This window comes from Candidatus Fukatsuia symbiotica, assembly GCF_003122425.1.
GTDB classification, from domain to species: domain Bacteria; phylum Pseudomonadota; class Gammaproteobacteria; order Enterobacterales; family Enterobacteriaceae; genus Fukatsuia; species Fukatsuia symbiotica.
On record NZ_CP021659.1, the window covers coordinates 847211 to 859690 of the forward strand.

Annotated in this window: 14 protein-coding genes; 9 read left to right on the forward strand and 5 right to left on the reverse strand. The window is 45.2% G+C overall.

Going from position 1 to position 12480, the window contains the following annotated elements; translation table 11 throughout:
• The first annotated feature begins 42 nt into the window (after positions 1–42).
• From CCS41_RS04090 to gpmB, 6 genes are all read left to right on the forward strand, one after another.
• Positions 43–552 (forward strand): SPOR domain-containing protein, encoded by a 510-nt coding sequence (locus CCS41_RS04090; RefSeq protein ID WP_072550337.1) that lies wholly within the window; start codon positions 43–45, stop codon positions 550–552.
• On the forward strand, positions 539–1027 hold the full coding sequence (cvpA, locus tag CCS41_RS04095; protein ID WP_072550338.1) for a colicin V production protein: 489 nt from the start codon (positions 539–541) through the stop codon (positions 1025–1027). The genes CCS41_RS04090 and cvpA overlap by 14 nt, the downstream gene beginning before the upstream one ends.
• A 52-nt stretch (positions 1028–1079) precedes the next feature.
• A complete protein-coding gene (gene purF, locus CCS41_RS04100; protein WP_072550339.1) occupies positions 1080–2597 on the forward strand; it encodes an amidophosphoribosyltransferase in 1518 nt (505 codons plus the stop codon).
• Positions 2598–2850: 253 nt separating this feature from the next.
• Positions 2851–3426, forward strand: coding sequence for a UbiX family flavin prenyltransferase (locus CCS41_RS04105; protein WP_072550340.1), 576 nt, complete (start codon positions 2851–2853; stop codon positions 3424–3426).
• Positions 3423–3731, forward strand: a complete 309-nt coding sequence (gene trpR / locus CCS41_RS04110; RefSeq protein ID WP_072550341.1) for a trp operon repressor — start codon at positions 3423–3425, stop codon at positions 3729–3731. Before CCS41_RS04105 ends, trpR begins: the two co-directional genes overlap by 4 nt.
• A gap of 78 nt (positions 3732–3809) precedes the next feature.
• A complete protein-coding gene (gene gpmB, locus CCS41_RS04115; RefSeq protein ID WP_072550342.1) occupies positions 3810–4448 on the forward strand; it encodes a 2,3-diphosphoglycerate-dependent phosphoglycerate mutase GpmB in 639 nt (212 codons plus the stop codon).
• A 12-nt stretch (positions 4449–4460) separates the two neighbouring features.
• On the opposite strand, the gene arcA is transcribed toward gpmB, so the two are convergent.
• Positions 4461–5177 carry a two-component system response regulator ArcA gene (gene arcA / locus CCS41_RS04120; protein WP_072550343.1) on the reverse strand — a complete coding sequence of 239 codons (717 nt, stop codon included), beginning with the start codon at positions 5175–5177 and terminating at the stop codon, positions 4461–4463.
• A 504-nt stretch (positions 5178–5681) separates the two neighbouring features.
• On the opposite strand from arcA, the gene thrA reads away from it, so the two are divergent.
• From thrA to thrC, 3 genes are read left to right on the forward strand one after another with little or no spacing between them, the layout of a single operon-like run.
• Positions 5682–8150, forward strand: a complete 2469-nt coding sequence (gene thrA, locus CCS41_RS04125; RefSeq protein ID WP_072550344.1) for a bifunctional aspartate kinase/homoserine dehydrogenase I — start codon at positions 5682–5684, stop codon at positions 8148–8150.
• 2 nt (positions 8151–8152) lie between these two features.
• Complete coding sequence (gene thrB, locus CCS41_RS04130) at positions 8153–9082, forward strand: homoserine kinase (RefSeq protein ID WP_072550345.1); 930 nt, start codon at positions 8153–8155, stop codon at positions 9080–9082.
• Positions 9083–9085: 3 nt separating this feature from the next.
• Positions 9086–10402: a threonine synthase gene (thrC, locus tag CCS41_RS04135; RefSeq protein WP_119797241.1), complete on the forward strand. Its 1317-nt coding sequence runs from the start codon at positions 9086–9088 to the stop codon at positions 10400–10402.
• A 184-nt stretch (positions 10403–10586) separates the two neighbouring features.
• Here thrC and CCS41_RS04140 read toward each other — a convergent pair whose 3' ends face one another.
• The 4 genes from CCS41_RS04140 to CCS41_RS04150 form a co-directional block, all read right to left on the reverse strand.
• Positions 10587–11120: an IS630 family transposase gene (locus CCS41_RS04140; RefSeq protein ID WP_323586501.1), complete on the reverse strand. Its 534-nt coding sequence runs from the start codon at positions 11118–11120 to the stop codon at positions 10587–10589.
• Positions 11044–11238, reverse strand: a complete 195-nt coding sequence (locus tag CCS41_RS17080) for an IS630 transposase-related protein (RefSeq protein ID WP_205411424.1) — start codon at positions 11236–11238, stop codon at positions 11044–11046. Before CCS41_RS17080 ends, CCS41_RS04140 begins: the two co-directional genes overlap by 77 nt.
• Positions 11229–11408 carry an IS630 transposase-related protein gene (locus CCS41_RS17085; protein WP_119797570.1) on the reverse strand — a complete coding sequence of 60 codons (180 nt, stop codon included), beginning with the start codon at positions 11406–11408 and terminating at the stop codon, positions 11229–11231. Before CCS41_RS17085 ends, CCS41_RS17080 begins: the two co-directional genes overlap by 10 nt.
• 139 nt (positions 11409–11547) lie before the next feature.
• Positions 11548–12371 (reverse strand): IS5 family transposase gene (locus tag CCS41_RS04150; protein WP_240313793.1). Its coding sequence is split into 2 segments (ribosomal slippage): positions 11548–11984 and positions 11984–12371, totalling 825 coding nucleotides; the frame shifts between segments, so codons are not numbered across the junction.
• Positions 12372–12480 lie beyond the last annotated feature (109 nt).

A 12480-nucleotide genomic window follows, 5' to 3' on the forward strand; every position in this document is an offset into this window, starting at 1 on the left:
CACAACAGGCGGTAAACACTTTTTTAGCTGTGAGGGGGGTGAGTGGCAAGTCAATTTCAGAACCGTTTGGTTGGTACTGTCATTTTGGTCGCTGTGGGGATCACAGTACTGCCGATGTTATTTGACGGTAAAAAGAAGCATTACGAGGATCAATTTGCCGCTATTCCACTGGTATCCAGACCCGGTGATCCCGAAGAAATCGATGTGGGAATGCCGCTTAACCAATCCTTACCGGTGCAACCACCGGAGGGTGCCGCCAACGCCGCCAAACTGCAACGGGAGGAGAAATCAGAGCGAGGTGCCGCTTATGTGGTGCAATTGGGTGCCTTGAAGAACGCCGCTAATGTCAACGAAATTGTCGCGAAATTACGCTTATCGGGCTATCACGTCTATACCTTGCCACCTACACCGGTGAACGGTCAAATAACCCGTATTATGGTAGAGGTAAATAATTCGAAACAGAAATTACAGGCAGCGCTACCTGAGCTTAATGCGCTTAGTGGCCTCAACGGCCAGGTAAAAGCATTGGAGTCTTATCATGGTCTGGATTGATTACGTTATTATCGGCATTATCGTATTTTCAGCTTTGGTCAGCCTGAACCGGGGATTTGTCCGTGAGGCGTTATCGCTGGTGATATGGGGATGTGCATTTTTTATCGCTCGTCATTTTTATCCCTACCTTGCAGTTTATTTCACCTCTTTTGAGAATGAATTGATTCGCAACGGTACTGCCATCGGTATCCTGTTCATCGCTACCTTAATTATCGGTGCTGTTGTTAACTCGGTGATGAGCTGCCTGGTTGTACGCACCGGATTATCAGGAACCGATAGGGTGCTTGGCGTATGCTTCGGGGCGTTACGTGGTGTTCTCATCGTCGCCGCCATATTATTCTTTGTGGATACCTTCACCGACTTTGCGCAAAGCATAGAGTGGAAACAGTCACAATTAATCCCGCAGTTCAGTGATATAATCAGAGGGTTCTTTAACTACTTGCAGAACACGTCGAATTTCTTGCCGGATCGGTAAAGCTCGTACGTAACCTTGTAAGGATCCGTTAACGCTGATAAGGAAAAACAATATGTGCGGTATTGTCGGTATCACTGGTTTTACACCGGTAAACCAGTCGATTTACGATGCCTTGATGGTGCTTCAGCACCGGGGGCAAGATGCTGCTGGCATCGTTACCCTTGACGCCAATAATAGGTTCCGTTTGCGTAAAGCTAATGGTTTAGTGAAGGATGTCTTTGAAATCCGCCACATGCTGCGCTTACAGGGTACTATGGGGCTGGGTCATGTACGTTATCCAACGGCGGGCTGTGCCAGCGTTTCAGAAGCACAGCCTTTTTACGTGAATTCCCCATTTGGCATTACCTTGGCGCACAATGGCAATCTAACTAACGCGAAGGAAATGAGAGAATACCTATTCAAAAAAAAGCGTCGTCATGTGAATACTACTTCTGATTCAGAAGTTTTATTGAATATTTTTGCCAGTGCACTGGATAGCTCGCAGAACTATCCTTTAACAGAGGAGGATATTTTTGCCGCCGTAACCAGAACTCACGAGTTGGTAAAGGGTGCCTATGCTTGCGTGGCGATGATCATCGGTCATGGCATGGTCGCTTTTCGTGATCCTAATGGCATACGACCCTTGGTGATGGGTAACCGCATTTTAGAAGATGATCGCATTGAATACATGGTCGCCTCAGAAAGCGTCGCTCTTGATACATTAGGCTTCAAATTATTGCGCGATCTCGCACCAGGTGAAGCAGTATACATCACTGAAAAAGGCGGGTTATTTACTCGCCAATGTGCTGCTGATCCTCAGTATCATCCTTGCCTGTTTGAGTACGTTTACTTTGCTCGCCCAGATTCTTATATGGATAACATTTCTGTCTACAGTGCTCGGGTGCGTATGGGACAGAGGCTGGGTAAAAAAATCGCTGATAAATGGGCAGAGTTAGACATTGACGTGGTTATTCCTATCCCTGAGACCTCCTGTGATATCGCGTTAGAAATCGCGCGTATTCTAGATAAGCCCTACCGTCAGGGATTTGTAAAAAACCGTTATGTAGGTCGCACTTTTATTATGCCAGGTCAACAGGAGCGCCGTAAATCAGTACGCCGTAAGCTGAATGTTAATCGGGCAGAGTTTAAAGATAAAAAAGTATTATTGGTGGATGATTCTATTGTACGTGGTACTACTTCAGAACAAATTGTGACAATGGCACGTGACGCGGGCGCGACACAGGTTTATTTTGCCTCAGCGGCGCCAGAAATCCGTTTTCCTAATGTGTATGGTATTGATATGCCAAGTGTCAATGAACTTATCGCTCATGGTCGTGAAGTGGATAAAATCAGGGAGCTAATAGGCGCAGATGGGTTGATTTTTCAGGACCTGGCTGATCTTATCGATGCGGTGAGAGAAAATGATCCCAATATTACTCAATTTGAGTGCTCAGTGTTCGATGGCAGTTACATCACCAAAGATGTCGATCAGAATTATCTGGATTCTCTTGCATTACTACGCCGTGATGATGCTCAGGCATTACATCGCCAAAATGAAGCAGAAAATCTTGAAATGTACAACGAAGGCTAATTTTTTTTCGCGGATTAACGTTTTTAAACTCAAATAGGGGCATCCCCGCTTTCGATGGTCGTGTATTTGGCCGGTTTGAGGCAATCTGACATTAGACCTCTTTCCAAACCTGCTGCGTGACTCGAATCCTGCGTTGCCCCCGGTGCGCGCAATCCTCATGTACTGTGTGTTAACGAAGGTTGCTGTGCGCCGTGCGCCTTGACTTCGTATCACTCGCTAGGGTTTGGAAAGAGGTCTATTGAGGCAATGTATCATGAAACGACTTATTATTGGTATTTCAGGTGCTAGCGGGGCAATTTACGGTATCCGCTTGTTAGAGATATTAAAAAATGTTTCCGAAATAGAAACGCATTTAATTATTAGCAATGCGGCGCGGCGGACACTTGCTTCAGAAACCGATATTTGCTTAAAAGATGTACAATCCTTGGCCAATATGGTACATGATGTGCGCAACCTTGCCGCTTCGCTTTCTTCGGGTTCGTTTAGAACTGCGGGGATGGTAATATTACCCTGCTCGATTAAAACGCTATCAGGCATTGTTCATGGTTATACTGATAATTTATTGATCCGTGCGGCGGATATAATATTGAAAGAGCGACGTCCCTTAGTGCTCGGTTTGCGAGAAACACCATTGCATCTGGGGCATTTACGTTTGATGGTACAGGCAGCTGAATTAGGTGCTGTTATTATGCCACCGCTACCCGCTTTCTATCATCGGCCACAGACTATAGACGAGATCATCAATCAAAATGTCAACCGAGTCATTGATCAATTCGACATCGAGTTACCCAATGATCTCTTTCAGCGTTGGCAAGGTAGTGGACTATGATGCAAACTGGCCCTAGATCTTCCCCTGGAGAGGATAAAAACTGGGTAGATTTTGTTACGCTATTGAAACATGCAGTGCAGCAAGACTGCCATCAAGCGCTACTAGAATTGATGCTGACGGAAGATGAACGTGCTGCTTTGGGTACGCGTGTGCGTATTATTGGAGAGTTAATTAACGGTGATCTGAGCCAACGTGAATTAAAAGATCAACTGGGTGCAGGGATTGCCACCATAACTCGAGGATCTCATAGCCTCAAGGCAGCTTCGTCTGAGCTTAAAGAATGGCTTGCGATTCATTTACTATGAACAGAGCTAGCAGGCAACCACAACATGATACATAATGAATTAGAAAGCTTATTTGATGCACTATAACGGGAAACAGAAATGCTACAGGTATATCTCGTTCGTCACGGCGAAACGGAATTTAATACCGATGGCCGTATTCAGGGCTGCTCTGATAGCCCACTAACCATCCAAGGTAAAAATCAGATCAACTCGGTGGCTGAAAGGGTTCGCTCTGAAGGCATAACTCATGTTATCAGCAGTGATTTAGGACGCACCAAGCAAACCGCAGAAATTATTGCTAATATCTGCCGTTGCGAGCTTAGTTTCGATTCTCGTCTGCGTGAGCTGCGCATGGGAGAACTGGAAGGGTGTAAAATTGACAGCCTAACAAAAGAACAAGAATCATGGCGTCGGCATATGGTGGATGGCACTGTTGATGCCCGGGTTCCCGGGGGCGGTGAGTCGATGGCAGAATTAGCGTCACGGATGCGCAGCGCACTGGACAGTTGCCACAACCTACCGCCGGGTAGTCGGCCATTGCTGGTTAGTCATGGTATCGCGTTGAGCTGCCTGATAAACACCCTGCTCGGGTTACCGGCTCACTCTGAGCGCCGCTTGCGTTTACGCAATGGCTCACTGTCCCGGGTTGATTACCAACAAAGTTTGTGGCTTGCTGACGGCTGGATTGTTGAAAGCACCGGAGACGTTGCGCATTTCTCACCTATCTCTGGCCACTAAATTAATATTGGCTTATCCCGCCAGATCACCACAAAAGCGATAGCCCTCACCATGAACGGTGGTAATGATTTCTGGTGTACCTGACATCGACTCAAAATGCTTACGAATACGGCGGATAGTGACATCAACGGTGCGATCATGAGGTTTGAGTTCACGCCCCGTCATTTTTTTCAATAATTCGTCGCGAGATTGGATTTTTCCCGGATTTTCACAAAAATGCAGGATGGCACGAAATTCGCTGCGTGGTAGTTTGTAGTGTTCGCCGGTGGGATCTATCAGCGAACGGCTGTTAATATCTAGCTCCCAGCCATTGAACTTATAACTTTCTACCTGCTTTGGTTCTTCACGGACGCTGCTCAAGTTCATGGTTCGTGAGAGCAGATTACGAGCACGAATGGTCAACTCGCGCGGATTAAAAGGCTTGGTGATGTAGTCATCAGCACCAATTTCTAAACCGAGGATCTTATCGATTTCATTATCGCGACCGGTCAGAAAAATTAAGGCGACACTGACTTGTTCACGAAATTCCCGAGCGAGTAGCAGCCCATTCTTACCTGGCAGGTTGATGTCCATGATAACCAGATTGATGAGATTTTCAGACAGAATACGGTGCATTTCTACACCATCATTGGCCTCGTGAACGACATAGCCCTCCGCTCCGAAAATGCTCTTTAAGGTATCACGAGTGATCAACTCGTCTTCTACAATCAAAATGTGCGGGGTTTGCATGTTTACGACCTAAAATTGCCAACAAAATAAAAAAGCGCGACCCTTCACTGTGTTAACGGTAATATAACAGAACGAGAGGAAGTTGAATTGTAGCACGTGAACACTTTGGTGAAAAACACTTAGAACCTGTTCCAAATCGCCATCAATGACGTTCAGACGAGGAAAATAAAATAAATCGCTTGCATAACCTCTGCGTGATGTGAACTCGGCGTTACGCAGTGATCGTAATACTCATGTACTCGTACGTACACGGCGGTTGCCGGGCGCCCCTGACTTCACAGAACGAATGACGGTTATGCAAGCAGTCTAATAAATGGCTAGATAATGTTTATAGCAAGCTAATTATTATGGCGCTGTTAGTATATAAAATTAACAATCTGAAATATATACTTATTTTTCTGGTAAGCAATATTAATAGTGCGTATATTTATCAACTAGTTATAAATTATAGGTTAACAATGCCATGATACTCGTGGTTCAAATTAATACAGGAGGAAATGGAAAATGCGAGTGCTGAAATTTGGCGGAACCTCGGTGGCGAATGCAAAACGGTTTATGTCCGTTGCTAAGATTATTGAAGACAGGGCGGGTCAGGAACAGATCGCGAGTGTATTATCTGCACCGGCAAAAATCACCAATCACCTGGTTGCGATGATCGAGAGTGCCATCGCCAAACCTGAACAAGATATTTCTCTGATGATCGGAGAGACGCAACAAATTTTTTCTGATTTATTGTGTGGCCTGACTGAAGCACAGCCAAAGCTTGCTAAAGAGCCATTAAACGACTTGCTAAAACAAGAATTCGATCAACTTAACCAACTGTTACGTGGCATCTCTTTACTAGGGCAGTGTCCAGCAGCCATTAATGCCGCCATTATCAGCCGTGGTGAAAAACTTTCTGTCGCCATCATGGCCGCATTATTACGAACGGAAGATTGTCTCGTCACCGTTATCAACCCTGTTGAAAACTTACTGGCACGTGGGCACTATCTTGGATCGACCGTTGACATTGCGGCATCGACCTTACGCATTAACGTACACAAAATACCCTGTGATCATATTATTTTGATGGCGGGTTTTATCGCGGGTAATGATAAAGGTGAATTGGTGCTACTGGGCCGCAACGGTTCGGATTATTCAGCGGCTGTACTCGCTGCCTGCTTAAAAGCGGAAGGTTGTGAAATCTGGACGGATGTCGATGGCATCTACACCTGTGATCCGCAGACAGTACCAGATGCAAAATTACTGCAATCACTGTCATATCAGGAAGCAATGGAACTATCTTATTTCGGTGCCAAAGTTTTGCACCCGCGTACCATCACTCCCATTGCTCAATTTGAGATCCCCTGTTTGATCAAAAATACCACTAATCCCGAGGCACCTGGCACACTGATTAGCGGTAAAAAAAGTGATGATGGTCATTTAGTAAAAGGGATCACTAATCTCAATAATATGGTGATGATTAATGTATCCGGCTCAGGCATGAAAGGGATGGTTGGCATGGCAGCACGGGTATTTTCTGCCATGTCACGCAGCGGTATCTCCGTGGCTTTAATAACGCAATCATCCTCTGAATATAGCATCAGTTTTTGTGTGCCACAGAGTGAATTATTACGCGCCGATAATGCTCTGCAGGAAGAATTTTATTTGGAACGCAAACAGGGAGTGCTGGATCCACTGGCGATAGTGGAACAACTCAGCATTATTTCGGTCATCGGCGATGGTATGCGTACACAACGTGGTATTTCCGCCCGCTTTTTCTCGGCACTGGCGCATGCCAACATTAATATTATTGCTATCGCGCAAGGTTCTTCTGAACGATCTATTTCTGCGGTGATCAATAACGATATGGCAACCACTGCCGTGCGTATTTGTCACCAAATGATGTTCAATACTGATCAAGTGATTGAAGTTTTTGTCATTGGTGCTGGCGGTGTCTGCGGTGCGTTAGTCGAGCAAATTTGTCGTCAGCAACGTTGGTTGAAACAAAAACATATTGACTTACGGGTGTGTGGTATCGCCAACTCCAAAAGCATGTTGACGGATATCCGAGGCATCGATCTGACTGGCTGGAGAGAGCAACTCAAGCTCTCTCTACAACTTTTTAACATGAGCCAGTTGATTCATCTAGTGAAAACAAATTATCTGCTCAACCCGGTCATTGTCGATTGTACTTCCAGTGAGGTTGTTGCCAAGCAATATGCCGATTTTCTGGCTGCAGGTTGCCATGTAGTGACAGCGAATAAAAAAGCCAATACTGCTTCAATGGATTATTACCGCCAGTTGCGGACGACAGCAGCGCAATCCTGCCGTAAATTTCTGTACGATACCAATGTCGGTGCTAGCTTACCGGTTATCGAAAATTTGCAAAATCTGCTCAATGCCGGTGATCAATTGGAGCGATTCTGCGGTATTTTATCCGGCTCGCTTTCCTTTATTTTCGGCCAATTAGATGAAGAAGGCATGACCTTGTCTGCCGCCACCCTAGCAGCACAGAAGCAAGGCTACACCGAGCCGGATCCACGTGACGATCTGTCAGGTATGGATGTTGCCCGTAAGCTACTGATTATTGCTAGAGAAGCGGGTTATCAATTAGAATTGTGCGATATCGTCGTTGAATCGGTGTTACCCGCTAGCTTTGATGAGTCGGGAGATGTAGCAACCTTTTTGGATCGTTTGCCATCACTGGATGAAGATTTTAACAAAAAAATAACAGAAGCGCGGCAACAGGGTAAAGTATTGCGTTATGTCGGTGTTATCGAGAAGGGTTGCTGCCAGGTAAAGATTGAGGCGGTTGATAGCAATGATCCGCTGTATAAAGTCAAAAATGGTGAAAATGCATTAGCATTTTATAGCCGTTACTATCAACCTTTACCCTTGGTATTGCGTGGCTATGGTGCTGGCAATAACGTTACCGCCGCGGGGGTCTTTGCCGATCTTTTACGTACCTTATCCTGGAAACAAGGAAATTAATCATGGTTAAAGTCTTTGCGCCAGCGTCAATAGGTAATGTCAGCGTGGGTTTTGATGTTTTGGGTGCCGCAGTCTCGCCCATTGATGGTACTCTGCTCGGTGATTGCGTCACGGTCAAAGCGGCCGACAAATTCAGCTTATTTAATACAGGACGCTTTGCAGCTAAGCTGCCACAAGAAATGCAAGAAAATATCGTCTATCGGTGTTGGCAGAGTTTTTGTCAAAAAATCGGCAAAGACATAGCGGTAGAAATAATATTGGAAAAAAACATGCCAATCGGATCTGGGCTGGGTTCGAGTGCTTGTTCAATAGTGGCGGCGCTGATGGCACTGAATGAATATTGTGGTCAGCGATTCGATAAAATGACACTACTCACCATGATGGGCGCACTGGAAGGAAAAATTTCTAACGGTGTTCACTACGACAATGTTGCCCCCTGTTATCTCGGTGGCATGCAATTGATATTGGAAGAAGACGGCGACATTATCGAACAGGTTCCTGATTTAGATTGGTTTTGGGTAATGGCCTATCCGGGAATCAAAGTTTCTACTGCTGCCGCACGGGGCGTTTTACCGGAGAAATACAAACTGCAAGATTGTATCAATCATGGACGTCATCTTGCCGGTTTTATCCATGCCTGTCATAGCAAGAACACGGATTTAGCTGTTAAATTAATGAAAGATGTGATTGCCGAACCCTACCGCACCGAGTTGCTGCCTAATTTTATTAAGGCACGTCAGGCCGCACAGGCTAAAGGTGCTCTGGCCTGTGGAATTTCTGGCTCTGGCTCAACTATGTTTGCCGTTTGTCGTGACAAAGAAACAGCAAAATGTGTTGCAGACTGCCTGCAAGAAGTCTATCTGCAAAACAACGAGGAAGGTTTTATTCATATTTGCCGTCTGGACAAAAAAGGCGCACGATTACTGGGATAAGGTATGAAACTGTATAATCTGAAAGATCACAAACAACATGTTAGCTTCATAGAGGCACTGCAACAGGGTCTTGGCAAGCAGCAGGGGTTATTTTTCCCACTAGAACTGCCTGAATTTACCTTGACAGAAATCGAGGATCTATTAAAACAGGATTTTATTACCCGCAGTAGTCGTATCCTCTCTGCCTTTATCGGTGATGAAATTGTTTCGCAAGTGATGACCAAAAGAGTTGAAGCAGCCTTTACGTTTCCTGCGCCTCTGGTCATGATAGGGAAAGATCAAGATGTTGCGGCACTGGAATTGTTTCACGGTCCTACACTGGCATTTAAGGACTTTGGTGCCCGTTTTATGGCACAGATGCTGGCTGAAGTGGCAACTGATCAGCCCGTCACCATTTTAACGGCGACATCCGGTGATACTGGTGCGGCGGTCGCTCATGCTTTTTATGGCTTGAAAAATGTACGCGTGGTGATCCTCTATCCTCGAGGTAAAATCAGTCCATTACAGGAAAAACTATTTTGTACATTGGGTGGTAATATTCATACTGTCGCTATCGACGGTGATTTTGATGCTTGCCAAGCGTTAGTCAAGCAAGCTTTTGATGATACAGAAGTTAAGGAGACACTCAGTCTTAATTCAGCAAATTCGATCAATATCAGCCGGTTACTGGCACAAATCTGTTATTACTTTGAAGCAGTAGCACAATTACCGGTTGAAGCACGTAAACAATTGGTTATCTCCGTGCCCAGTGGCAACTTTGGCAATTTAACTGCCGGACTACTCGCAAAATCACTGGGGCTGCCGATCAGACGTTTTATTGCCGCCACCAACGCCAACGACACTGTCCCGCGTTTCTTAAAGAGCGGACAATGGCAGCCTAACCAGACGGTTGCCACTTTATCTAACGCTATGGATGTCAGTTCACCCAATAACTGGCCGCGCATTGAAGAGTTATTTCACCGTAAAATTTGGCGCTTAAAAGATTTAGCGCATGGTACTGTTAGCGATCAAGAAACCAAAGAAACAATGCGTGAGCTTGCCGATTTGGGGTATATCTCTGAACCTCATACGGCCATTGCTTACCGCGTATTGCGTGATCAGCTACAGGAAGGAGAGTTTGGTTTGTTTCTCGGTACCGCGCATCCGGCGAAATTCAAAGAAAGCGTCGAAGACATTTTGCAACAAACGCTGCCATTACCGCAAGCCTTGGAAACACGGGCAACTTTGCCATTGCTTTCTCACCATTTGCCCGCAAAATATACCCAATTACGGGCCTTCCTGCTGGCATCGGCAACATCAACGGAATCGATAAAAAAATAGATACTAGACTTCTTGCAAAACGGTAATTCGCTATGTGAAGTCAAGGCATCTGAAGCACAGTAATGGGTACATACGAGTATATGAGGATTGCGAGCACCGCGTAACGCCGAATTCACACTACGCAAGCGGGTTATGCGAGGAGTCTATTGCCAGAGTGTAATATGGCTGAACGACATAATAATGATTATGCACTATATTGAGAGAATAAGGCGTCAAGGCTGCAATTTAAGTCCCTTCTTTTGCTTTTGGCTTGTGCCCATTTATGTTCAATGGGATTGAGAGCAGGTGAGTAGGGAGTGAGATATTCAATCCGATGCCCGGCTTTACTGATAGCCTGCTGAATGTCGAGACGTTTGTGGAAACTGGCGTTATCCATCACGATGACACAATGAGGAGGAAGAGTAGGCAAAAGGCGCTGGGTAACCCAGGCGTAAAAAACATCACTGTTAATGGAACAAAAAAATAATCCGACCGCCATCAGGACGGTTCCCAGTAACGCGCCAATGACATTTGTTCGGCCCTTGGCCTGCCAATCCTGGGTACCCCAACAGCGTTGACCTCGTGCAGCATAACCGTGGGTTCGTGGCCTATCGTGTGCGAAACCGCTTTCATCCAGATAAACGACCGGTTTTCCCTGCTTTTTATAGCAGGCTATCGTGTCCTGGAAGGCACGCCGTGTCTCTTCGTCTGCCTTGGGATGACGCAGGGTTTTTTTTATAGGTGACGCCCAGGTTTTTCAGTGCCTGCCAAATGGCTTTCTGGCACACCTGAAAGCGCGCCGCCCGTTCCCGTTGGTAAGCATCGGGATAAAGTGCAACATCTTCAGCTAACGCCACTTTATCAAGCTTACGCCGACGGGGGAAGAAGGTTTAACCTCGATACGACTGAGCCAGCGAGTAACGGAAGCTGAACCAATGTGGAAGCGTTTAGCGGTCTCTCTGATACTCAAGTTTTCTTGCTCTCGAATACCCAGAACTTTACGGCGAAAATCGACAGAGTGGCTCATCGCTAACTCCCTGTTAAATAATTTAGCTATACATTGTAATCAAAATTAATACGTTACGCTATAAAAGCAAGCGCGCCACCTGGGTAGCTCCCGGTGGCGCGGTTTTTTTATTAGAATAGACCTCTTCGGAAACTCTGATTTATCTAATTTCCATGTTATAAATTGCTGCAATCAAATTAAATCGTAATCCAAAACGTTTTCGCCTGTTTCGATAACGATCTGATACGATTTTAAATCGTTTAATCATACCAATGACATTTTCGTTTAATACACGCTGGCTTGATAACTCACGATTGTTGCGTTTATCTTCTTTTGTTAAGGGATTTTTCTTTGTCTTTTTCTTAGGCAACGCCGAGTTTGAATGGATCTTGCCAAGCCCTTGGTAACCTGTATCTGTCACTGTTTTGATTTCAGGATGTATTCGCACGCCAGACTCTTTGAACAACCTAAAATCATGACGCCTCCCATGAGTAAAGCTTGTACAGATGACTGCTTTGCTTTTTTTATCGACGATCACTTGGGTTTTTAAGGTGGGTCGTTTCTTTTTTCCTGAGTAAAACTGCTTTTGTTTTTTTGGGGACGTTCAATCGGCGTTTCTGTGGCATCAATAAGAACGAGCTCATACTCCCTATCACTTTTTAATAAAGCTTTGCGTCCAGGGAGTGCAAAATCAGGATGCTTTATTAGCGTATTTTCTATCCATTTAATCGTTTCATAGCAGGTGCTCTCACTCACCCCATCGCTTCGGCTAACATGAAAATAAGTGCGATATTCCCGTAGATACTCAAGGGCCATTAATAAGCGATCTTCTAAACCCAGCTTGGGTTTCCGACCTCCTTTCCCTTGCTTACATTTATCTGCTTCATTCAATATCTTTATCATCTTTTCAAATGTACTGCGTTTAACTCCGGTTAAGCGCCGAAATTTTTCCTCTTCCAATACCTTTATTTGTTCATATTTCATGGGGCTCCTTGTTCAGGAGATTTTTACCAACATTCCTACATGAATGCTATAGCAGGCGCCGTATCAGTTGATTATGAAAATCAGAAATAACATATTGATATTAATTAAT

Coding starts and splice junctions, on each gene's coding strand:
- cvpA (WP_072550338.1), top strand. CDS start 539: ATGGTCTGGATTGATTACGTTATTATCGGCATTATCGTATTTTCAGCT.
- purF (WP_072550339.1), top strand. CDS start 1,080: ATGTGCGGTATTGTCGGTATCACTGGTTTTACACCGGTAAACCAGTCG.
- CCS41_RS04105 (WP_072550340.1), top strand. CDS start 2,851: ATGAAACGACTTATTATTGGTATTTCAGGTGCTAGCGGGGCAATTTAC.
- trpR (WP_072550341.1), top strand. CDS start 3,423: ATGATGCAAACTGGCCCTAGATCTTCCCCTGGAGAGGATAAAAACTGG.
- gpmB (WP_072550342.1), top strand. CDS start 3,810: ATGCTACAGGTATATCTCGTTCGTCACGGCGAAACGGAATTTAATACC.
- arcA (WP_072550343.1), bottom strand. CDS start 5,177: ATGCAAACCCCGCACATTTTGATTGTAGAAGACGAGTTGATCACTCGT.
- thrA (WP_072550344.1), top strand. CDS start 5,682: ATGCGAGTGCTGAAATTTGGCGGAACCTCGGTGGCGAATGCAAAACGG.
- thrB (WP_072550345.1), top strand. CDS start 8,153: ATGGTTAAAGTCTTTGCGCCAGCGTCAATAGGTAATGTCAGCGTGGGT.
- thrC (WP_119797241.1), top strand. CDS start 9,086: ATGAAACTGTATAATCTGAAAGATCACAAACAACATGTTAGCTTCATA.
- CCS41_RS17085 (WP_119797570.1), bottom strand. CDS start 11,408: ATGAGCCACTCTGTCGATTTTCGCCGTAAAGTTCTGGGTATTCGAGAG.